This is a genomic window from Pseudonocardia nantongensis, assembly GCF_046546495.1.
GTDB classification, from domain to species: domain Bacteria; phylum Actinomycetota; class Actinomycetes; order Mycobacteriales; family Pseudonocardiaceae; genus Pseudonocardia; species Pseudonocardia nantongensis.
The window spans coordinates 1-21178 of record NZ_JBKGXT010000026.1 but is presented as its reverse complement, the minus strand read 5'-3'; the positions used below and the strand labels follow the sequence as shown (position 1 = coordinate 21178).

The 21178-nt window shown below is 73.5% G+C and carries 19 protein-coding genes and 1 pseudogene; 10 read left to right on the top strand and 10 right to left on the bottom strand.

Annotated elements, in window-relative coordinates:
* Positions 1-148 precede the first annotated feature (148 nt).
* The 6 genes and pseudogenes from rsmA to ACLFMI_RS23295 all read left to right on the top strand — a co-directional run bounded on the left by rsmA (position 149) and on the right by ACLFMI_RS23295 (position 6226).
* On the top strand, positions 149-1012 hold the full coding sequence (gene rsmA, locus ACLFMI_RS23320) for a 16S rRNA (adenine(1518)-N(6)/adenine(1519)-N(6))-dimethyltransferase RsmA (protein WP_410950143.1): 864 nt from the start codon (positions 149-151) through the stop codon (positions 1010-1012).
* Between the two features lie 76 nt (positions 1013-1088).
* A complete protein-coding gene (locus tag ACLFMI_RS23315; RefSeq protein ID WP_410950085.1) occupies positions 1089-2633 on the top strand; it encodes a DHA2 family efflux MFS transporter permease subunit in 1545 nt (514 codons plus the stop codon).
* Between the two features lie 62 nt (positions 2634-2695).
* A pseudogene (locus ACLFMI_RS23310) lies at positions 2696-3628 on the top strand (4-(cytidine 5'-diphospho)-2-C-methyl-D-erythritol kinase); the annotation flags it as partial.
* 143 nt (positions 3629-3771) lie between these two features.
* Positions 3772-5616 (top strand): ABC-F family ATP-binding cassette domain-containing protein, encoded by a 1845-nt coding sequence (locus tag ACLFMI_RS23305; RefSeq protein ID WP_410950084.1) that lies wholly within the window; start codon positions 3772-3774, stop codon positions 5614-5616.
* A gap of 217 nt (positions 5617-5833) precedes the next feature.
* Positions 5834-6013: an alpha/beta fold hydrolase gene (locus ACLFMI_RS23300; protein WP_410950083.1), complete on the top strand. Its 180-nt coding sequence runs from the start codon at positions 5834-5836 to the stop codon at positions 6011-6013.
* A gap of 69 nt (positions 6014-6082) precedes the next feature.
* The gene (locus ACLFMI_RS23295) at positions 6083-6226 is read left to right on the top strand and encodes an alpha/beta fold hydrolase (protein ID WP_410950082.1); all 144 of its coding nucleotides are present in this window, start codon (positions 6083-6085) and stop codon (positions 6224-6226) included.
* Here ACLFMI_RS23295 and ACLFMI_RS23290 read toward each other — a convergent pair.
* Together ACLFMI_RS23290 and ACLFMI_RS23285 are read right to left on the bottom strand one after the other, a co-directional pair.
* Complete coding sequence (locus ACLFMI_RS23290; RefSeq protein WP_410950081.1) at positions 6207-7037, bottom strand: LLM class F420-dependent oxidoreductase; 831 nt, start codon at positions 7035-7037, stop codon at positions 6207-6209. The genes ACLFMI_RS23295 and ACLFMI_RS23290 overlap by 20 nt on opposite strands.
* A gap of 52 nt (positions 7038-7089) precedes the next feature.
* Complete coding sequence (locus ACLFMI_RS23285) at positions 7090-8457, bottom strand: dipeptidase (protein ID WP_410950080.1); 1368 nt, start codon at positions 8455-8457, stop codon at positions 7090-7092.
* Positions 8458-8545: 88 nt separating this feature from the next.
* On the opposite strand from ACLFMI_RS23285, the gene ACLFMI_RS23280 reads away from it, so the two are divergent.
* Complete coding sequence (locus ACLFMI_RS23280) at positions 8546-10228, top strand: fatty acyl-AMP ligase (RefSeq protein WP_410950079.1); 1683 nt, start codon at positions 8546-8548, stop codon at positions 10226-10228.
* Between the two features lie 31 nt (positions 10229-10259).
* Here the strand turns inward: ACLFMI_RS23280 and pth are convergent, their stop codons facing one another.
* The 4 genes from pth to glmU form a co-directional block, all read right to left on the bottom strand.
* Entirely contained in the window at positions 10260-10853 is a 594-nt protein-coding gene (gene pth / locus ACLFMI_RS23275; protein WP_410950078.1) for an aminoacyl-tRNA hydrolase, read from the bottom strand.
* Positions 10850-11545, bottom strand: coding sequence for a 50S ribosomal protein L25/general stress protein Ctc (locus ACLFMI_RS23270; RefSeq protein WP_410950077.1), 696 nt, complete (start codon positions 11543-11545; stop codon positions 10850-10852). Before ACLFMI_RS23270 ends, pth begins: the two co-directional genes overlap by 4 nt.
* Before the next feature lie 340 nt (positions 11546-11885).
* Positions 11886-12866 (bottom strand): ribose-phosphate diphosphokinase, encoded by a 981-nt coding sequence (locus tag ACLFMI_RS23265; protein WP_410950076.1) that lies wholly within the window; start codon positions 12864-12866, stop codon positions 11886-11888.
* On the bottom strand, positions 12863-14455 hold the full coding sequence (gene glmU, locus ACLFMI_RS23260) for a bifunctional UDP-N-acetylglucosamine diphosphorylase/glucosamine-1-phosphate N-acetyltransferase GlmU (protein ID WP_410950075.1): 1593 nt from the start codon (positions 14453-14455) through the stop codon (positions 12863-12865). Before glmU ends, ACLFMI_RS23265 begins: the two co-directional genes overlap by 4 nt.
* Before the next feature lie 329 nt (positions 14456-14784).
* Between glmU and ACLFMI_RS23255 the strand changes: the two genes are divergently transcribed.
* Positions 14785-15228: an OsmC family peroxiredoxin gene (locus ACLFMI_RS23255; protein ID WP_410950074.1), complete on the top strand. Its 444-nt coding sequence runs from the start codon at positions 14785-14787 to the stop codon at positions 15226-15228.
* Positions 15229-15320: 92 nt separating this feature from the next.
* The gene (locus tag ACLFMI_RS23250) at positions 15321-15602 is read left to right on the top strand and encodes a hypothetical protein (protein ID WP_410950073.1); all 282 of its coding nucleotides are present in this window, start codon (positions 15321-15323) and stop codon (positions 15600-15602) included.
* A 120-nt stretch (positions 15603-15722) separates the two neighbouring features.
* On the opposite strand, the gene ACLFMI_RS23245 is transcribed toward ACLFMI_RS23250, so the two are convergent.
* The gene (locus tag ACLFMI_RS23245) at positions 15723-15929 is read right to left on the bottom strand and encodes a hypothetical protein (RefSeq protein ID WP_410950072.1); all 207 of its coding nucleotides are present in this window, start codon (positions 15927-15929) and stop codon (positions 15723-15725) included.
* Between the two features lie 226 nt (positions 15930-16155).
* Between ACLFMI_RS23245 and ACLFMI_RS23240 the strand changes: the two genes are divergently transcribed.
* Positions 16156-17946 (top strand): BCCT family transporter, encoded by a 1791-nt coding sequence (locus ACLFMI_RS23240; protein ID WP_410950071.1) that lies wholly within the window; start codon positions 16156-16158, stop codon positions 17944-17946.
* Positions 17947-18030: 84 nt separating this feature from the next.
* On the opposite strand, the gene ACLFMI_RS23235 is transcribed toward ACLFMI_RS23240, so the two are convergent.
* The 3 genes from ACLFMI_RS23235 to tatA form a co-directional block, all read right to left on the bottom strand.
* Complete coding sequence (locus ACLFMI_RS23235; RefSeq protein ID WP_410950070.1) at positions 18031-19431, bottom strand: hemolysin family protein; 1401 nt, start codon at positions 19429-19431, stop codon at positions 18031-18033.
* Positions 19432-19738: 307 nt separating this feature from the next.
* Positions 19739-20644, bottom strand: coding sequence for a twin-arginine translocase subunit TatC (gene tatC / locus ACLFMI_RS23230; RefSeq protein ID WP_410950069.1), 906 nt, complete (start codon positions 20642-20644; stop codon positions 19739-19741).
* 6 nt (positions 20645-20650) lie between these two features.
* The gene (tatA, locus tag ACLFMI_RS23225; protein ID WP_410950068.1) at positions 20651-20935 is read right to left on the bottom strand and encodes a Sec-independent protein translocase subunit TatA; all 285 of its coding nucleotides are present in this window, start codon (positions 20933-20935) and stop codon (positions 20651-20653) included.
* Positions 20936-21178: the final 243 nt, after the last annotated feature.

Sequence of the window (21178 nt, the reverse complement as noted above, 5' to 3'; positions counted from 1 at the left end):
CGCCGGTCCGGCGGTGGGCGAGAACAATGGCGGCGTGAGCGAGTCTGCGAGCGAACCGTCGGTGCAGAGCGAGTCTGCGAGCGAACCGTCGGTGCGGGGCGAGTCTGCGAGCGAACCGTCGGCGGCGGGCGGGAACGCGACCGCCCGGCTGCTCGGCCCGGCCGACGTCCGGGTACTGGCCGATCGGCTGGGGCTGCGGCCGACCAAGAAGCTCGGCCAGAACTTCGTGCACGACGCGAACACGGTCCGGCGCATCGTCAAGGCGTCCGGGATCGGTCCCGACGACGTCGTGCTGGAGGTCGGCCCGGGGCTCGGCTCGCTCACCCTGGGCCTGCTGCCGGGCGCCGCCCGGGTGCACGCGGTGGAGATCGATCCCGCGCTGGCCGGCCTGCTCGCCGAGACGGTGGCCGACCGGGCCCCCGGCCTGGCCGAGCGGCTCACCGTCACCGGCGCGGACGCGTTGCGGGTCGGCGCGGCCGAGCTGGCCGCCGATGCGGGACCGGGTGCGGGCGTTCCCACGGCGATCGTGGCGAACCTGCCCTACAACGTCGCCGTCCCGGTGCTGTTGCACCTGCTCGCCGAGCTGCCCGGCATCGAGCGCGGCCTGGTGATGGTGCAGGCCGAGGTCGCCGACCGGCTGGCCGCCCGGCCCGGGTCCCGGGAGTACGGCGCGCCGAGCGCCAAGCTGGCCTGGTACGCCGACGCCCGCCGGGCAGGTCCCGTCCCGCGCGCGGTGTTCTGGCCGGTCCCCGGCGTCGACTCCGGGCTGCTGCACTTCGCCCGGCACGACCCGCCGACCGGCACCGACCGGGCGGCGACGTTCGCCGTGATCGAGGCCGCGTTCGCCCAGCGCCGCAAGGCTCTGCGCGGCGCCCTGGCCGGCTGGGCCGGCTCGCCCGCCGCCGCCGAGACCGCCCTGCGCGCCGCCGGCATCGACCCCACCACCAGAGCCGAACGCCTCTCCGTCGCCGACTTCGCCCGGGTAGCCCAGTCCCGCGTCGTGCAGCCCTGACCCGAGTCCGGGCGGCCTGGGTGGCGTTGTGGAGCCATGGTGCGGGCGGGCGGGCGGTGGGGCGCATGATGTCGGGGTGACACGAGCTCGGGAACGGGTCCTCGGACCGGACGGGACGAGTCCGTGGCCGGCGTTGTGGGCGATGGTCATCGGCTTCTTCATGATTCTCGTCGATGCGACGATCGTGACCGTCGCGACGCCCGCGCTGCTCGTCGCACTGGACGCCGACGTCAACTCCGTGGTCTGGGTGACCAGCGCCTACCTGCTGGCCTACGCCGTGCCGCTGCTGATCACCGGCCGGCTCGGGGACCGGTTCGGGCCCAAGCGGGTCTACCTCGCCGGGCTGGCGGTGTTCACCCTCGCCTCGCTGTGGTGCGGGCTCACCGGCACGGTCGGTGCGCTGGTCGCGGCCCGGGTAGTGCAGGGCCTCGGCGCGGCGATGATGACCCCGCAGACGATGGCCGTGATCACGCGGACGTTCCCGGCCGACCAGCGCGGCCGGGCGATGAGCCTGTGGGGTGCGGTCGCCGGGGTGGCGACGCTGGCCGGGCCGATCCTGGGCGGGGCGCTGGTCGGCCTCGGCTGGGAGTGGATCTTCTTCGTGAACGTGCCGTTCGGGCTCGTCGCGTTCGTCGCGGCCTGGCGGCTGGTGCCGTCGCTGGCGACCACACGCCGCCGGTTCGACCTGGTCGGGGTGGTGCTGTCCGCGGTCGGGATGTTCCTGCTGGTCTTCGGCATCCAGCAGGGGCAGAAGTACGACTGGGGCCCGATCGTCGGGCCGATCCCGGTGTGGGCGCTGATCGTCGCCGGGGTCGTGGTGCTGGCGGTGTTCGTGTGGTGGCAGTCGGTGCTGCGTACCCGGGACGGTGGCATCGAGCCACTGGTCACGCTGCGGTTGTTCCGGGACCGGAACTTCTCGCTGGCCAACGTGGCGATCTGCACCGTCGGGTTCGCCGTCACGGCGCAGGGCTTCCCGCTGATGATCTACGCGCAGAGCGTCCGCGGCTGGTCGCCGATCCAGGCCGCGCTGCTGCTCGCGCCGCTGGCCATCCTGTCCGGAGGGCTCGCCCCGTGGACCGGCCGGCTCACCGACCGGGTGCACCCGCGGTTGATCGGCGGGTTCGGGATGTCGACGTTCGTGATCGGGCTGTTCTGGCTGGCGGCGGTGATGGGGGCGGACACCCCGGTCTGGCAGCTGGTGCTGCCGATCGCGCTGATCGGGATCTCGAACTCGTGCGTGTGGGCGCCGATCTCCACCAGCGCCACCCGGAACCTGCCGATGGACCAGGCCGGCTCCGGCTCCGGGGTCTACAACACGACCCGGCAGGTCGGCGCGGTGCTGGGCAGTGCGGGCATCGCGGTGCTGATGGAGGCCCGGCTCGCGGCGCTGCTGCCCGGTAGGGGCGGTACCGGCACCGGACCGCCGGAGACCGCCGCGGCCGGCGGGCCGCTGCCCGAGCCGCTGCGCGAACCGTTCGCCGCCGCGATGGCCCAGTCGGTGCTGCTCCCGGCCGGGCTCCTGGTCGTGGGGCTGGCCGCGGTCGCCTGTTTCGCGACGCCGCGGCACCTGCTGGCCCGCCGTGCGGTCGTCACCGGGAGCGAGCCGGTAGCACGCCGGTGAGCCCGGCCACCGCGGCCGCCGGGCGGCGGCGAGTCCCGGACCACGGCCCGTAGGGTTGAACGGTGCTGTCCGCCGTGCCGCGACCGGTCACCGCCCGGGTCCCCGCGAAGATCAATCTGCACCTCGCCGTCGGCGGGGTGCGGCCGGACGGCTATCACGACCTGGTCACCGTCTTCCACGCCGTGAGCCTGTTCGACGAGGTCTCGGTCGAGCCCGCCGACGCGCCCGCCCTGGACGTGCACGGCGACGGCGTCGCCGAGGTCCCGCTGGACGCCACCAACCTGGCCTGGCGCGCGGTCGAGCTGCTCGCCGCGAAGGCCGACCGGGACCCGGACGTGCGGGTCACCCTGCGCAAGGGCATCCCGGTCGCCGGCGGGATGGCGGGCGGCTCCGCCGACGCCGCCGGTGCGCTGGTCGCGCTGTCCACCCTGTGGCGGATGGAGCTGGGCCGCGACGAGCTGTCCGAGCTGGCCGCGGAGCTCGGCTCGGACGTCACGTTCGCGCTGCACGGCGGCACCGCCCTGGGGACCGGGCGCGGCGAGCAGGTGATCCCGGTGCTGGCCCGGCACCGCCTGCACTGGGTGGTCGCGCTGGCCCGGGGCGGGCTGTCCACCCCCGCGGTGTTCGGCGAGCTGGACCGGCTGCGCGGCGACGCCGAGCCCGACGACCGCCCGGTCGAGCCGGTGCTGGAGGCACTCGCCGGCGGCGACCCGCGCCAGCTCGGGCTGAACCTGGGCAACGACCTGCAGGTCGCGGCCGTCTCGATGGCCCCGGACCTGCGCCGCACGCTGCGCGCCGGCGTGAACTCCGGGGCGCTCGCCGGGTTGGTCTCCGGCTCCGGCCCCACCTGCGCGTTCCTCTGCGCGGACGCCGACGCCGCGGTCGAGGTCGCCACCGAGCTGGCCGGGATGGGGGTGTGCCGCACCGTGCGCGTCGCGCAGGGCCCGGTCGGCGGCGCCCGGATCGTCGACGACCACGAACCCCCGCCGGAACACGGCGGCGGGCCGCCACCAGGCCACCGCGGCGGACCGGCACCGGGCCACCACCGCGGCGGACCGGCGCACGGGCCCGGCAGCGGGCCGTCCCACGGACGCGGCCGACCGAGCGGGTCCGCCGCCGGGCCCCTGGCGCGTGCCTGATGGCCGGCCGCGAGAACCTCCTCAACCTGGAGAACGTCACCGCGCACGTGCCCGGGGACGCCTCCCGGGTGCTGCTCGACGCCGTCTCGCTGGGCGTCGAGCGCGGCGACCGGATCGGCGTCGTGGGCCTGAACGGCGGTGGCAAGTCCACCCTGCTCGAGGTGATCACCGGGGAACGTCCGGTCGACGGCGGCCGGGTCAGCCGGGTCGGCGGGCTGCGGCTCGCGCACCTGGCCCAGCGCGACCGCTTCCCGGCCGGGTCGACGGTGCGCGACATCGTGCTGGAGCACTACGACGCCGACCACGAGTGGGCCGCCGACCCGCGGGTGCGCGACGTGCTGAACGGGCTCGGGATCGCCCCGCGGAGCGGGGCGGGCGTCGACGCCGCACTCGAGCGGTCCACCGAGGGGCTCTCCGGCGGGGAGAAGCGCCGGGTGGCGCTCGCCGCGGCACTGGTCGGCGAGCTCGACCTGGTGGTGCTCGACGAGCCGACCAACCACCTCGACGTCGAGGGCATCGGCTGGCTCGCCGAACACCTGGTCGGCCGCCGGATCGCGCTGGTGGTCGTGACGCACGACCGCTGGTTCCTCGACACCGTCTGCTCCCGCACCTGGGAGGTGGCGAACGGCCGGGTCGAGTCCTACCTCGGCGGCTACGCCGACTGGGTCTACGCCCGCGCCGAGCGCAGCAGGCAGGCCGACGCCGCCGAGCAGCGCCGTCGCAACCTGGCCCGCAAGGAGCTGGCCTGGCTGCGTCGCGGTCCGCCCGCCCGGACGTCGAAGCCGCGCTACCGGATCGAGGCAGCCGAGGCGCTGATCGCCGACGTTCCGGCACCGCGGAACACCGTCGAGCTGATGCAGTTCGCCACCAACCGGCTCGGGCGCACGGTGCTGGAGCTGGAGGACGCCAGCGTCGAGGTCGCCGGGCGTGCCCTGCTAGACCGGGTCACCTGGCGGCTCGGGCCGGGCGACCGGGTCGGCATCGTCGGCGTCAACGGGTCGGGCAAGACGACGCTGCTGCGTGCCCTGTCCGGGGGCCGGACCCTCGACGGCGGGCGCCGCGTGCAGGGCAGCACCGTGAAGCTGGCGCAGCTCACCCAGGAGCTGATCGACCTGCCGGCCGACACGCGGGTACTCGAGGCGACCGAGGCCGTCGCCAAGTACGTGCGGTTCGGCAAGCAGGAGATGACGGCCTCCCAGGTGCTGGAGCGGCTCGGCTTCCCGGCGTCCCGGCAGTGGACGCCGGTCGGGCGGCTCTCCGGCGGCGAGCGCCGCCGGCTGCAGCTGACCCGGCTGCTGATGGACGAGCCGAACGTGCTGCTGCTCGACGAGCCCACGAACGACCTGGACGTCGACACCCTGACCGGGCTGGAGGACCTGCTCGACGGCTGGCCGGGCACGCTCGTGGTGGTCAGCCACGACCGCTACCTGACCGAACGGGTCTGCGACCAGGTGTTCGCGCTGTTCGGCGACGGCGGGCTCACCCACCTGCCCGGCGGGATCCCGGAGTACCTGGACCGGCGGCGCTCCGGCACCGCACCCCGGGCCGGGGCGGGAGCCGGTCCCGCCGGGACCGCCGCGTCGGCGGCAGGCCCCGATGCCACCCCGGCCGCGACGAAGGTCGACGCGGCCGAGCAGCGGGCCGCCCGCAAGGAGGCCCAGCGCCTCGAGCGGCGGATGGAGCAGCTGACCTCGCGCGAGGAGAAGCTGCACACACAGCTGGCCGAGGCGGCCACCGACCCGTCCCGGCTGGCCGAGCTGGACCGGGAGCTGAAGGACGTCGTCGCCGAGCGGGAGACCGTCGAGCTGGACTGGCTCGCCGCGGCCGAGCGCGCCGAGGGATAGGCCGGTCTCCTCCCACGGGAGGAGACCGCCGGGCGAGATATCCGCAATTCGACCGATCCGGACGGCCCCGCCCTGCGAATACGGTGTGCCGGACACGGCGTGCTGGGGAGCGACGCCGTGTCGGGGGGATATCGGGCCGGCTCCGCCGCCGCCGTCGGGGGGCGGCGGTGGAGCCGGCGCCGGTGCGCTGTCGGTGTCCCGTGACATCGTGTCGCTCGTGGATCAGGACGACGAGAGCGTGATCGACGGGCATCGGGTGGCATGGACCGTGCGCGGCTCGGGCCCGCCGGTGGTGTTGTGCCACGGCACACCGTGGTCGTCGTGGCTGTGGGCGCCGATCGCCGCGGCCCTGGAACGGACCCACCGGGTCCACCTGTGGGACATGCCCGGCTACTGACGCTGGTCGACGTCGTCGCGCTCGCGCCGTGGGGGTCGGAGTTCTTCCAGCTCGTCCGGGAGAACGCGGGTGGACCGCGCGCACCGGCTGGCGGCCGTGATCCCCGGCGCCGAGCTGCACCTGGTACCCGACGCCGGGCACCTGGTCCAGCTCGACGCGCCGGAGGCGCTGACGGCGCTGGTGCTGGGAGCGGTCAGCTCGCCTTCTGCTTGACCTCGGCCAGCTCGTCGAGCTTGGTCAGGGTCTCGGACTCGGGCAGCGTCGGGAGCATGAACGTCACCCGCTCGACGCCCGCCTCGGCGTAGCCGGAGACCTGGTCCGGGTCCGGCGGCGCGGCGAACACCGTTGTCGGGACGTCCGGCTTGCCCTTCTCGGCGAGTTCCGAGCGCACCTTCCTGATCTCGTCGAAGGGGACGTGCCCGCGCGGCAGCCAGCCGTCGCCGACCTCGGCGAGGCGGGTCAGCGCGGCATCGCTCTCGCCACCGAGGTAGATCGGTGGGTGCGGCTCGCGGTCCGGCTTGGGCCAGCTGAAGACCGGGTCGAAGTCGACGTGCTCACCGTGGAACTCGGCCTCGTCGGCCGTCCACAGCTCCTTGAGCGCGTGGAGCTGCTCGGTCATCAGCGGGCCGCGCTTCTTCGGGGCGACGCCGTGGTTGCGCATCTCCTCGCGGTTCCACCCGGCACCGACGCCGAACAGCAGCCGGCCCCGGGACACCAGGTCGACGCTGGCCGCCGACTTCGCGGTGTGGATCACGTCGCGCTGCGGCATCAGCACGATCCCGGTGCCGAGCAGCAGGTCGGTGGTGGTGGCTGCCATCGCCGTCAGCGCGACGAACGGGTCCAGCGTGCGGTAGTAGATCCGCGGCAGGTCACCGCCGCCCGGATACGGCGACTCCCGGCTGGCCGGGATGTGCGAGTGCTCGGCGAGGAACACCGAATCGAACCCGCGCTCCTCGAGGGCCCGGCCGAGCGGGGCGGGCCGGATTCCCTCGTCGGTCACGAACGTGGCGATACCGAACTTCATGTGTACAGACTTACCCGGGCCGGGATCGGGGCATGCGCCCGGGCCCCGGTTATCAGGCGCCGCCGGCGAGCCGGCGCAGCAGCAGCGTCTCGGCGAGCACACCCTTGCCGAACATCTCCAGGTGCAGGCTCTCGTCGATGCCGTGCCAGCGGCTCGCCGGGTCCCCGACGCCGGTCACCAGCACCGCCGCGCCCGGGAACGCCCGCGCGAACTCGGCGATGAACGGGATGGAACCGCCGATGCCGGTCTCGACCGCGGCGGTGCCGTAGGCCGAGGAGAACGCGGCGCGGGCATGGTCGTACACCTCGCCGGTCGCCGACAGCGTGAACGGTTCGGCGCCGCCGGAGCCGGGCGCGGTCGTCACGTGCGCGCCCCAGGGGACGTTCCGCTCCAGGTGCTCGGCGAGCGCCCGCCGGGCGTCCTTCGCGTCCTGGCCGGGGGCCAGGCGCATGCTCACCATCGCCCTGGCCCGGGGGAGCAGCACGTTGGACGCCTCGGCGACCGCGGGGGCGTCGATGCCCAGCACCGCCACGGCCGGCTTCCGGTTGACCCGTTCCGGGATGCTGCCGGTGCCGAGCAGCTCGACGCCGTCGAGCAGGCCGGCGTCGGCGCGGTAGGTCGACTCGTCCGGCTCCGGCGCGTCCGACGAGCCGCGGACCAGGCCGGGCACGGCGACCTCGCCCTTGTCATCGTGCAGCGTGGCGAGGGTCCGGCAGAGCGCGGTGAGCGCGTCGCCGACCGGGCCGCCGTAGACCCCGGAGTGCACCGGGCGCTCCAGCATCGACACCTCGACGACGACGTCCACCAGCCCGCGCAGGCTGGTGGTCAGCGCGGGGGTGTCGACGGCCGGGTTGGCGGCGTCGGCGATCACGATGACGTCCGCGGTGAGCGCGTCGCGGTGCTCGGCCAGCAACGCGGTCAGCGTCGGGGAGCCGGACTCCTCCTCGCCCTCGACGAACAGCGTGACGCCGACCGGCGGCGTCCCGCCGTAGGCGCGCAGCGCGGCCAGGTGGGTCATGACGCCGGCCTTGTCGTCGGCGGCGCCGCGGCCGTAGAGCCGGCCGTCCCGCTCGGTCGGCTCGAACGGCGTGCTCGCCCACAGCTCGTCGCCACCGGTGGGCTGGACGTCGTGGTGGGCGTAGAGCATGACCGTCGGCGACCCTGCGGGGGCCGGCCAGTGCGCGACGACGGCGGGCGCCCCCTCCTCGGCGGAGAGGATCTCGACCGAGGCGGCGCCGGCGTCCCGGGCCAGCGCGGCGACGGCCTCGGCGGAGCGGCGGGTGTCCTCGGCGTGCGCCGGGTCGGCCCAGATGCTCGGGATCCGGACCAGCGCCTCCAGGTCGGCCCGCGCGCCGGGCAGCACGCCGGCCACGGCGTCGGCGAGCTCTGCGGGGGGAGTGGAGATCTGCTGGTCCGCCATGGCGCCGGATCCTACGCCGGGGTGCGGCGGCCGATCCGATCACCGACCGTGGCGGCGACGGCGCCGGTGGATCGCTAGTGTCGGCGGCATGTCCCGATTCCTGGCGGCGATGCTGGAGTCCGCGACCGGTGCCGGCGGCGACGCCCGCGGGATGACGACCGGGGAGCCGCGCGAGGCCGCGTGGCGGTCCTGGGCGCAGGTGCATCGGGCGGCCCGGGGTGCCGCGGACGCGCTGCGTCGCCCCCGCGACGACGCTGAGCCCGCGCTGCCGTTCGGCGGCGCGGTCGGCGTGCTCGCCGGCGAGCCGGCCGCGATCGCCCCGACGGCGCAGGCGGTGTGGCTGTGCGGCGGCAGCGTGACGATGCTGCACCAGCCGACCCCGCGGACCGACCTCGCGGTCTGGGCGGAGGACACCGTCGCGACGCTGAAGATGGTCGACGCGTCGATGGTGCTGCTCGGGCCGCCGTTCGACGCGCTCGCGCCGGTCCTGACCGAGCAGGGCGTCCCGTTCCGGATCCTGGACTCGCTCGAGGGCGACCCGGACGCGGTCACCGCCGCCGCGGACGTCGCCGACGAGGACGACACCGCCCTGCTGCAGCTCACCAGCGGCTCCACCGCGGCCCCGAAGGCGGTGCGGATCACCCATGCCAACCTGCGGGCGAACATCGGCGCGATGGTCACGGCGTCCGAGCTGGACGTCGAGCGCGACCGGATGGTGTCGTGGCTGCCGCTGTTCCACGACATGGGCATGGTCGGCTTCCTGACCGTGCCGATGGCGGTCGGGCTGGACCTGGTGACGGTCACCCCGGCCGACTTCCTGACCCGCCCGCGGCTCTGGGCCGAGCTGATCTCGAAGTACCGCGGCACGGTCACCGCGGCGCCGAACTTCGCCTACGCGGTGCTGGCCCGCCAGCTGGCCCGGGTCGGCGACGGCGAGCTGGACCTGTCCTCGTTGCGGATCGCGCTGAACGGTGCCGAGCCGGTGGATCCCGCCGCGGTCGGCGCCTTCACCGATGCCGGGGCCCGCTTCGGGCTGCGGCCGGAGTCGGTGCTGTGCGCCTACGGGATGGCCGAGACGGCGCTCGGGGTGGCCTTCGCACCCGTCCACACGGGGCTGTCCGTGGACCGGGTGGACGCCGAGGCGCTGGAGGCGCACCGGCGCGCGACCCCGGCCGGGTCCGGCCAGGTGCGCGAGTTCCCGGAGCTCGGCCCGCCGCTGCCGGGGATCGAGGTACGGGTCGTCGGTACCGGGGGGCGGGTGCTCGGACCCCGCGAGGTCGGCGCGCTGCACCTGCGCGGTGAGGCGGTGACCCCGGGCTACCTGACCCTCGACGGTCCGAGGTCCACGAAGGACGGAGACGGCTGGTTCGACACCGGCGACGAGGGCTACCTGACCGACTCCGGGGCGGTCGTCGTGTGCGGGCGCACCAAGGACGTGATCATCATGGGTGGCCGCAACATCTACCCGACCGACATCGAGCGGGCGGCCGGCGAGGCCGACGGCGTGCGCGCGGGCAACGTCGTCGCGGTCCGGATCGCGGCCGGGGAGGGCCGGCACCGGGAGTCGTTCGCGGTCGCGGTCGAGGCGAAGGGGGCCGGCAGCGCCGACGCCGTGAAGACCGTCCGGGACGACGTCATCCGCCGCGTCGTGTCCGCGGTCGGAGTCCGTCCCACGGAGGTCGCGGTGCTCGCGCCCGGGGCACTGCCGAAGACGCCGTCCGGGAAGCTGCGCCGCGCCGCCACCGCCGACCTGCTGACCGCCCCCCGCTGATCCGGCGGGGAACGGCCCGCGGTCGCCGAGGTCAGCCCGACAGCGGGTGGAAGCGGTTCTGGGCCGGCTCCAAGCCCTCGGACAGCAGCATCTCGGCGGCGTCCGCGGCCAGGTCCACGCCCAGCTCCAGCTCCGCCCGCTCGCTCCCGGAGAAGCGCTTGAGCACGTAGTCTGCCGGGTCCTGACGGCCGGGCGGGCGCCCGATGCCGAACCGGACCCGCAGGTAGTCCTTCGTGCCCAGCGAGCGGCTGATCGAGCGCAGCCCGTTGTGCCCGCCCTCGCCGCCGCCGCGCTTGAGCCGGACGACGCCGAAGTCGAGGTCCAGCTCGTCGTGCACGACGATCAGCTCGCCGGCCGGTACCGAGAAGTACTTCAGCAGGCCGGTGACCGGGCCGCCGGAGATGTTCATGTATGCCCGCGGGACGGCCACGGTCAGCGGGCGGCCGGCCAGCCGGCCCTGGGCCACGTCGGCGTTCGTGCGCTTGTGCACCGAGAAGCGGCCCGCGCCGGCCCGCGCCGCCAGCAGTGCGGCGACGCGGGTACCGACGTTGTGCCGGGTCTCGGCGTACTCCGGGCCCGGGTTGCCGAGCCCGACCACCAGTGCGGGGCCCGGAGCGGGACTCACTTGTCCGAGTCGGAGCCGGACTCGTCCGCCGAGCCGGTCTCGGTGTCGCCCTCGGTCGCGGCCGGCGCGGCGGCCTGCTCCTCGTCGGAGGCGTCCTCGACCACGCCGGCACCCTCGGTGTCGATCTCGGCCTCCAGGTCCTCCTCGGTCGGCGCCGGGACGACCTGCACGACCAGGGACTCCGGGTCGGTGTGCAGCTCGACGCCGCGGGGGAGGGGCAGGTCGCCCGCGAAGTACTGGCTGCCGATCTCGGCGTCCTCGAGGGAGATCTCGATGTTCTCCGGGATGTTCAGCGCGTCGGCCTCGACCAGGACGGTGTTCAGGCCCTGGGTGACCAGCGAGCCCGGGGCGGCGTCACCGGTGACGACGACGTCGAGCTCGACCTCGACCTTCTCGCCCCGCTTGATGACCAGCAGGTCGACGTGCTCGATGTAGGGGCGCAGCGGGTGCACGACCACGGTCTTGGTCAGCGCGAGCTGCGGCTTGGAGCCGGCGACGTCCAGCTCGAGCACGGCGTTGCGGCCCTGCTCACGGACGACGGCCGCGAACTCCAGCGACGGCAGCGACAGGTGCACCGGGTCGGTGCCGTGCCCGTAGAGCACGGCGGGGATCTTGCCGGCCTTGCGGGTGCGGCGGGCGGCGCCCTTGCCGAACTCGGTCCGGTTCTCGGCGGGGATGCGGGTCTGGGCCACGGGAATGCTCCTCGAGAGTGCTGCTGCGTTGTGCGCTGTCCGGAAGGTGTGCGCGCGGCGAGGAGCCGACCGGGATCGGCCCACGTCGATCACGGCGGGTCAGCGTGCACCCGCCCTCGCCGCGGAGATGATCCGGAGTCTACGTCACGGCCGCACTACACCCTGAGGCCCCCGCCCGCAACGGCGCGGACGGTGTCCGTCGCCCGCTCGATGCGTTGCGTTCTCACGACGATCCCGCGGCAGGCGTCCAGGACCACGAGAGTGGCCGGCAACCGGGGTCGTCGTTGACCATGATGAGGGGTCTTGGAGGTGGGACGCCGTTCGTGTGGCGTGTGGTCGCTCAGGCGTTGCCGTCGAACAGGCTGGTGACGGAGCCGTCCTCGAAGACCTGGTGGATCGCCTCGGCGAGCAGCGGCGCGATCGGCAGCACGGTCATCTTGCCGAACCGCTTCTCCTCCGGGATCGGCAGCGAGTCGGTGAAGATCACCTCGTCGGCGCCGCAGTTGGCCAGCCGCTCGGTGGCCGGGCCGGACAGCACGCCGTGCGTGGCCGCCACGAGCACCTTGGTGGCGCCCTGCGCGAGCAGCACGTCGACCGCCTTCGCCACGGTGCCACCGGTGTCGATCATGTCGTCGATCACGACGCAGCAGCGGCCCTCGATGTCGCCGACCACCCGGTTCGCGACGGCCTCGTTCGGCTTGTCCGGGTCGCGGGTCTTGTGGATGAACGCCAGCGGTGTCCCGCCGAGGGTGTCGGCCCACCGCTCGGCCAGCCGGACGCGACCGGAGTCCGGCGAGACGACCGCGAAGTTCTCGTCCGGGCGGGTGTTCTTGATGTGCTGGGCGAGCACCGGCAGCGCGAACAGGTGATCCACCGGGCCGTCGAAGAAACCCTGGATCTGCGAGGTGTGCAGGTCCACGGTCAGGATCCGGTCGGCGCCCGCGGTCTTGAACATGTCCGCGACCAGGCGGGCCGAGATGGGCTCACGGCCGCGGTGCTTCTTGTCCTGGCGCGCGTAGCCCCAGAACGGCATCACGGCGGTGATCCGCTTGGCCGAGCCGCGCTTGAGCGCGTCGACCATGATCAGCTGCTCCATGACGGCGTCGTTGATCGGGGCCGAGTGCGCCTGGATCACGAACGCGTCGCTGCCGCGGACCGACTCCTCGAACCGGCAGAAGATCTCGCCGTTGGCGAAGGAGTAGGACGCCTGCGGGGTGACCGTGACGTCGAGCTCCTTGGCCACGTGCTCGGCCAGCTCCGGGTGCGCACGCCCGGAGAACAGCATCATGTTCTTCTTCGGGGTACCTGCGATCGCGCTCACCGTGCGGTGCCTCCTCGGCTGAGGTCGTCGGCCGGTCCGGTGGCGGACCGGTGCTGGTCGGGTCCCGCGCCGTTGCCGGCGGGCCCCGGTTCTGTGTCCGCGGGCGGGATGGTCCCCGCCCGCTCGGCCGCCTCGGCGGCCGGGGTGCCCGGGCGCTTGCGCGACACCCACCCGTCGATGGTGCGCTGTGCCCCGCCGGACACCGCGAGCGCCCCCGGTGGGACGTCGTCGCGCAGCACCGTGCCGGCGCCGGTGTAGGCCCCGTCGCCGACGGTCACCGGCGCGATGAACATCGTGTCCGAACCGGTGCGCACGTGCGAGCCGATGGTCGTCCGCTGCTTGCGCACGCCGTCGTAGTTCACGAACACCGACGACGCACCGATGTTGCTCATCTCGCCGATCGTGGCGTCCCCGACGTAGGTCAGGTGCGGAACCTTGGAGCCCTGGCCGATGTCCGAGTTCTTCACCTCGACGAACGTGCCGATCTTGCCCGAGGCGCCCAGCCGGGCGTTCGGGCGCAGGTAGGCGAACGGCCCGACCGAGGCGTTCTCGCCGATCACCGAGTCCGACCCGTGCGTCCGGACCACCGAGGCGCCCGCGCCGACCACGCAGCCGCTCAGCGTGCTGTCCGGACCGATCTCGGCGCCCTCGGCGATCTCGCACGCGCCGTGCAGCTGGGTGCCCGGATGCAGGACGACGTCGGCGCCGAGCCGCACCGCGACGTCCACCCAGGTGCTCGCCGGGTCGACGACGGTGACGCCGTCGAGCATCCACCGGCGCAGCACCCGGCGGTTCAGCTCGGCGCGCACGTCGGCCAGCTGGACCCGGTCGTTCACCCCGCGCAGCAGCCACTCGTCGTCGCACCGCAGGGCGTGCACCGTCCCGCCACCCGCGACGCCGGCCTCGACCAGGTCGGTGAGGTACAGCTCCTGCTGCTCGTTGTGCGCGGCCAGCCCGCGGATGCCCGCGCGCAGGAACCGCGCGTCGAACGCGTAGACGCCGGAGTTGACCTCGGTGATCGCCCGCTGGTCGGGCGTCGCGTCGGCGTGCTCGACGATCGCGGTCACCGCCCCGGCGCCGTCCCGCACGATCCGCCCGTACCCGGCGGGGTCGGCGGGATCGCAGGTCACCAGCGTGACCGCGGCACCGGCCCGCTCGTGCTCGTCGACCAGCGCGGACAGCGTCGCGCTGTCGAGCAGCGGCACGTCGCCGTAGGTGACGACGACGGTTCCGGCCAGCTCCGCGGGCAGCGCGGAGAGCCCGCAGCGCACCGCGTCGCCGGTCCCGAGCCGGTTCTCCTGCACCGCGGTCGCGATCGGCCGGTCCAGCTCGGTGCCGATCCCGGCCACGGCCTCGTCGACCCGCTCCCGCTGGTGGCCGACGACGACGACCAGGTGTTCCGGCGACAGGCCGGCCACCGCGTGCACCGCGTGGCCGAGCAGGCTGCGCCCGCCGAGCGGGTGCAGCACCTTCGGCGTCGCCGAGCGCATCCGCGATCCCGCGCCGGCGGCGAGCACCACCGCCGCGGCGGGACCCGCGCTTCCGGTGGGGGGCCGGTCGCCGGCGCCACCGGGGTGGGCATCGGGCATGTTCGCATCCTCCTGCTGCCGTTCGCCGGGGCCCTGGCCGAAGCGCCGTCACGGCAGCACCGTCACGGCGACGACCCGGACCGCGCGCCGGTCGTCCGGCGACCACCGGGCCGCGCGCCGGTACGGCATCGTACGGGGCCCCGCCGGACGCCCGGCGCCCGCCGCTGCCCGGGCGTGCCGGTCCGGTGGGCCGGGGCCCGGGCGCCGGCGGCGCCACCGCTTCCGCGGCTGATCCGTTTCGTCGCGGCGGTGCGCGGGAACCGCAGGTACGGCACGCGGACCGGGTTGACCGGTCGCGCACGATCGATCCCGACCGCACGGAGGACACGATGCCCACTCGCAGCGCTCGCACCGCCTGGAACGGCACCCTGCAGGAAGGCTCCGGCCAGGTCGAGCTGAGCAGCTCGAAGCTCGGGACCTACGAGGTCAGCTTCCCGAAGCGCTCCGCGGAGCAGGCGAACGGGTACACCAGTCCGGAGGAGTTCATCGCCGCGGCTCATTCAGCCTGCTACGCGATGCAGCTCTCGGCGAACATCGCCGAGGCCGGCGGCACCCCGGAGTCCCTCGAGGTGAACGCCGACGTCGCGCTCGGACCGGACCAGGAGCGGGGAGGCTTCCAGCTGACCGGCATCACGATCACGGTCCGCGGTGAGGTCACCGGCCTCGACGCCGACGGGTTCGCCGAGGCGGCCCGGGCGGCCAAGGAGGGCTGCCCGGTCTCCAAGGCACTGACCGGTGTCGAGATCACTGTGGACGCCGCGCTCGAGAGCTGAGCCGCACCGCGTCCTGCTGCCGCACGCCGCCCGACCGTGACGGTCGACACGACCGGCCGGTGGCACGCCGGTCCCGGCGGGGAGAGGCTCGGTTGGATCTGGACGTCGACGGCGTCGAACAGGTCGCGGGCACGGGCGCCGTGCCGCACCGGACGTACATCGCGGGCGAGGTCGAGCTGCCCCCGGAGCTCGTCGCCCAGGTCGACCCGGACAACGCCGACTTCGTGAGCAACGACCGGCTGCGCGAGATCCTGGCCGGGACCGACGCGACACCGGCCCGGGTCGACACGGCGGTCGCGCTCAACGAGGACGCCCGGCTGCGCGCGCTGCGGCTCGGGCTGCTGGTGCTCGCCGGGTCAGCGCACTCGCCGTAGTCCCGGCGAGCCGGGTGCCGGACTACCGGCCGGGGGAGCTGCCGGAGTCGGTCGCGACTGGTGCGGCACCGGCGCCCGCGCGCTGACGGCGGGCGGCAGGCGACACCGTGACCTCCCCGGTCAGCGCCAGAGCACCATGATCAGCAGCATCGCCGCGACGATCAGGCAGCCGAGCACGAGCAGGACGGTCCAGGCCAGGTCGCCGGTGGGTGCGGCCGGCCCCCTCGCCTCCCGGAGGTGATGTCGACCGGTCGATGTCGCAGCCGGCTGCGCGGTGACCGGCCGGTCCAGGATCGGTCCGGTGAGATCGTCAGGATTGGCCTGCATGTCCGATCCAACGGGTTCCGGGGCCGGCAGCTACGCCGCTCCACCCGAATGTGAAACGCGCCGAGATCGAAACTACCCGGCGTAGGGAACGGCTACCCTGCGTAGGGAACGGGTCGGGGTCCGAGGGTCACTACCGCAAGCCGGTGCTGTCGAACTACAGTTCTCGAATTGGCGGGCCGCGGGCGTTTCGCCCGTTTGGTTCGAACAGCAAGTAGCAGGGGGAGTCGTGTTAAGCAGATATCTGAAGGAGCACACCAGCCCACCGGTGTTCCTGAGCTCGGCCGTGCTGGCGGTCGGGTTCGTGTTGTGGGGGGTGCTGTCGCCCAGCACGCTCGGGACCGCGGCGAGCGCGGTCAACTCGGTGATCACCGACAACTTCGAGTGGCTCTACATCTTCTCCGCCAGCGCGTTCCTCATCTTCGTGGTCGTGCTGATGTGCTCGCGCTACGGCCGGGTGCGGCTCGGACCGTCGGACTCGGTGCCGGAGTACCGGACACTGTCCTGGTTCGCGATGCTGTTCACCGCGGGCATGGGCATCGGCCTGGTGTTCTACGCCGTGTCCGAGCCGGTGACGCACTTCACCGGCCCGCCGGTCGGTGAGGGCGGCACGGCGCAGGCCGCCGAGGACGCGATGCTCTACACCTTCTACCACTGGGGCCTGCATCCCTGGGCGATCTACATCGTGCTCGGGCTCGCGCTGGGTTACTTCGCCTTCCGCAAGGGCCTGCCGCTGCGTCCGGCCTCGGCGCTCTACCCGCTGATCGGCAACCGGATCAACTCCTGGCCCGGTTACCTGGTCGACGTCCTGGCGGTGTTCGGCACCCTGTTCGGGCTGGCCACCTCGCTGGGGATCGGGGGGCAGCAGGTCGGAGCCGGCCTGGAGGCACTGTTCGGGATCGAGAACACCACGGGCCTGCAGGTCATCCTGATCCTGGCGATCACCGCGGTCGCGGTGGTGTCGGTGATGCTGGGCATCGACAAGGGCATCCGGAACCTGTCGCTGCTCAACCTGTGGCTGGCGTTCGCGCTGATGCTGTTCGTGTTCTTCTTCGGTCCAACCCGTGACCTGCTCAACGCGACCGCCGCGAACGTCGGGACCTACGTCCAGCAGCTGCCCGGGTTGAGTTTCGAGACCTTCCCGGGCAACGACAATGCCCAGACGTGGCAGGAGAGCTGGACGCTGTTCTACTGGGGCTGGTGGATGTCCTGGTCGCCGTTCGTCGGCATGTTCCTGGCCCGGATCTCCTACGGCCGCACCATCCGCTCGTTCATCGGTGGTGCCCTGTTCGCGCCGGTCGGCGCGTCCATGGTGTGGCTGACGATCTTCGGTGACAGCGCACTGGACACCCTGCTCGCGAACCCCGAGCACCCGCTCGCCACCGCCGAGTCCGAGACCTCGATCTTCGTCTTGATCAACGATCTGCCGGTTCCGGGATTCCTGGCCATCCTGGCGTCGATCCTGGCGATCGTCGTGGTGGTGCTGTTCTTCGCCACCTCCTCGGACTCGGGTTCCCTGGTGGTCGACATCCTGACCAACGGCGGCGACCCGCACCCCCGGTGGCAGCAGCGTCTGTTCTGGGCGGTCCTGGAGGGTGTCATCGCCGCGGTCCTGCTCGGGGCCGGTGCGGCCTCCGGTGAAGATGCGCTCTCCGCTCTGCAGACGGCCTCCATCGTCGCCGGGCTGCCACTGTGCATCGTGCTCATCCTGATGGCGATCGGGCTGAGCCGCGGTCTGAGCAGTGAACGGTTCGTCGTCGCGATGCCGACCGAGCCCTCCCCGCTGCTCACCACGCGCCCCGGCGGCGGGGCCGGGGACACCTCGGCGGCCGGCAACGGGACCGGTGACGAGGCCGGCAACGGCAACGGCAACGGGCACGGCGTTCCCGGCTCGGACGACCCGCTGATGTCGGAGACCGAGGTCGCCGAGTTCTCGACCGTCCGGGCGGGGACCGGTGGCGACCACGGCGCCGACGAGCCGCTCGCCGAGCAGCCCCAGTCCGCGCGCAGCGACACGTGATCGGCGTCGGCGCGCACGCCTGACGGAACGACCGCGAGATGGCCCGGCCGAGACTCTCGGCCGGGCCATCTCGCATTCCGGCCCCTAGTGGGACCGACCGGGAGCAGCGTCTCCTGCCGCGGGAGGTTCGTCACCATCGTGGCCGGCCGGTGTGGTGTCGTCGGTCGGGCCGGGGGATATGTGGACGCGGGCGATCCGGTGGCCGTCGGTGGCGGCGACGGTGAAGCGGTGTCCGAGTGCGTCGATGCTGTCGCCGTCGACGGGGATACGGCCCAGTTCGTGCATCACGAACCCGCCCAGCGTGTCGTAGGGCCCGTCGGGGAGCGCGATCCCGGTCTGTACCTCGACGTCGTTGTGGTGGAGCAGCCCGTCGGCGGCGAATCCGCCGTCGGCGGTTCGTCGGGCGGGAGTGGCGCTGGGGTCGTACTCGTCGCGGATCTCGCCGACGATCTCCTCGACGAGGTCCTCGACGGTGACGATCCCGTCGGTGCCGCCGTACTCGTCGACGACCACGGCGAGGTGTCCGGCGCCGCGGCGCATCTCGTCGAGCGTGGCGAGCACGGGTTTGCTGCCCGGCAGCGCGGTGGCCGGCCGGGCCAGCTCACCCACGGTCCGCTCGCCGCCGGCACTGCCGGGGCGGCGCCGGTCAGCAAGGTCATCGCCGTGCGTGCCGGCGTGGTGGGCGGTGAGCAGGTCACGCACGTGCACCACGCCGACGACGTCGTCGGCGGTCTCGCCGATGACGGGATAGCGGGAGTGGGGCCGGTCGAGGACCTGGGTGATGGCCTGGTCCAGGGTGGCGTCGGCGTGGAGGAAGTCGGCTTCGGTGCGGGGCACCATGACCTCGCTGAGCACGCGGTCGGTCGCGGTGAAGGCGTCGGTGAGCAGCCGTCGCTCGTCGGGGGTCAACGTGTTGGCGGTGCGGACCATGTCGCGCAGCTCGTCCTCGCTGACCTGGTCGTCGGGGGTGCGCGGGTCGATGCCGAGCAGCCGGACCACGGCGTTGGTCGAGCGGGACAGCAGCCAGATCAGCGGCCGGGCCACGGTGGCGAGCCGGTCGAGGGGCCCGGCGGTGGCCTGGGCGACCGCCTCCGGGCTCTGCAGGGCCAGACGCTTGGGGACGAGTTCGCCGACGACCAGCGACAGGTAGGACACCAGTGCGGTGACCAGGACCAGCGCGGCGGTGGAGGCGATCGCCAGGGGCAGTCCCCAGCCGGCCAGGACCGGCTCCAGGCGCACGGCGATGGTGGCGCCGCCGTAGCTGGAGGCGAAGAACCCGGCGAAGGTGACTCCGATCTGGACCGCGGACAGGAACCGGTTGGAGTCGCCGCGCAGCCGCGCCACCCGTTCCCCGCGCCGTCCGCGTTCGGCCATGGCCGACACCTGCCCGGCCCGCAGGGTGACCAGCGCGATCTCGGCGGCGGCGAAGAAGCCCCCGATGAGCACGAACAGCAGTACCAGGGCCAGGTTCAGCGCGACGTCCACGGCAACGATTCTCGCAACCACGGCGCTCGGCCGGGCGCCGGCACGAACCCGGCGGCCGGTGCGGTCGGCGCCGTCCGCATGATCGTCGTGTACCCGTACCCACCGGAAGAGCAGCCAGACCAGCACCAGCCACTGCAGTGGTCCAAGCGGGTAGGGGGGTCAGCCGTCTGCCGGCGAGGCTGAACCACAGGGTGGTTGCCTGCGCTGCGGCGGTGATGATCTGTGCTCGTCGGCCACCGCCGATGGACCTCGGGCGAGGCGGCACGGCGGAGGGTTCACCGGGGCTGATCCGGGGGTTCAGGACTGTTCAGGCCAGTGGGCTCGGCGTGGTGTCGATGTCCGATGGGGTGTCGAGATCGTCGGATGTCTGCGCGGTGCGCCGCCGGGCTCGTGCGTCGTGCACCCGGGCGACCATTACTGCCAGCTCGAACAGCAGCACCAGGGCCGTGGCCAGGACGAGCATCGAGATCGGATCCTGGCCGGGGGTGGCGATCGCGGCGAAGGCGAACAGCCCGAAGACGATCCCGCGCCGGCAGCGGGCCAGCGTGGCATGCGGAAGCACGCCGGCGAGGTTGAGCGCCACGACGAGCAGCGGCAGCTCGAAGCTGATCCCGAAGACCACGAGCAGCCCGAGGACGAAGGCGAAGTAGGACTGGCCGGTCAGCGCGGTCGTCTGGACCTCGTCGCCGATGGTGAGCAGAAACCCGAGCCCCTGTGGCGCGATCGTGTGGGCAAGGTAGGCCCCCGCGACGAACAGGAGCGTCGACACGGTCACGAAGGCGACGGCGTAGCGGCGCTCACCCCGGCGTAGCGCCGGTACGACGAACCGCCACACCTGCCACAGCCACACCGGCGCGGCCAGCACAACCCCGGCCGTCGCACCGACCTTGAGCCGCAGCATGAACTGATCGAACGGGCCGGTGCCGAGCAGCGTGCACGATCCGTCGGCGGTGAAGGTGGCCCGCGCCGAGGCCGGCAACGAGCAGTACGGCTCCTTCAGCAGAGCACCCAGGCTGGGCAGACCGAACAGCGCGACCTCGAACCAGACGTAGCCGAACACCGTCGTCACGATGATCGCGGCCAGCGCGATGCCCAGCCGTCGACGCAACTCGTAGAGATGCTCGACCAGCGGCATCGACGACGCGGCGCCGGTCCGGTCGCGCCGGGACCGGCGCCGGGTGCGCGGCCCGGCGTCCGGGCCGGTGCCGTCCACGCGCCGCTACTCGCGCGGAGTGGACGCGTCCACCGGCGCAGTCCGGGTGGCCGGCGTGCCGGACGGGGTCGGCAGCGCGCCGCCAGGCGCGTGCCCATCATCGCCATCCGTTGTGCCGTCGGCCGCGACCTCGTCGCCGGCGCCGTCGTTGCGCAGGCCCTTCATCTCGCCCTTCAGCACGCGCGCGGACTGGCCGACCGACCGGGCCATGTCGGGAAGCTTCTTCGCGCCGAACAGCAGCACGAACACCGCGATCACGATCAGCCAGTGCGTGGGGCTCATCGCACCCATGAGGAGACTCCTTCGAGCGTCGTGGCCACCGCGGCCCGGTCCGGGCGCGGGTCGCGGCGGGGCCGCCGGAGCACCGACACCCCGCCGCGGCGAGTGTCAGTTGTTGGCGTCGCTGCTGTTGACCTCGCCGTTCACGCCGGCGGGGAAGAACCCGCCGGAGGTGACGGCGGCCGGGTTCAGGTAGGCGATGTTGAGCACCTGGCCCGGGGTCCGGGAGAACGCGATCGCGTTCTCGTCGGCCGG

Bases quoted from the DNA above. Each gene is read 5' to 3' on its own strand.
- ACLFMI_RS23305 (WP_410950084.1), top strand. From the start codon at position 3,772: ATGGCCGGCCGCGAGAACCTCCTCAACCTGGAGAACGTCACCGCGCAC.
- ACLFMI_RS23290 (WP_410950081.1), bottom strand. From the start codon at position 7,037: ATGAAGTTCGGTATCGCCACGTTCGTGACCGACGAGGGAATCCGGCCC.
- ACLFMI_RS23285 (WP_410950080.1), bottom strand. From the start codon at position 8,457: ATGGCGGACCAGCAGATCTCCACTCCCCCCGCAGAGCTCGCCGACGCC.
- ACLFMI_RS23280 (WP_410950079.1), top strand. From the start codon at position 8,546: ATGTCCCGATTCCTGGCGGCGATGCTGGAGTCCGCGACCGGTGCCGGC.
- glmU (WP_410950075.1), bottom strand. From the start codon at position 14,455: ATGCCCGATGCCCACCCCGGTGGCGCCGGCGACCGGCCCCCCACCGGA.
- ACLFMI_RS23255 (WP_410950074.1), top strand. From the start codon at position 14,785: ATGCCCACTCGCAGCGCTCGCACCGCCTGGAACGGCACCCTGCAGGAA.
- ACLFMI_RS23245 (WP_410950072.1), bottom strand. From the start codon at position 15,929: ATGCAGGCCAATCCTGACGATCTCACCGGACCGATCCTGGACCGGCCG.
- tatA (WP_410950068.1), bottom strand. From the start codon at position 20,935: ATGGGTGCGATGAGCCCCACGCACTGGCTGATCGTGATCGCGGTGTTC.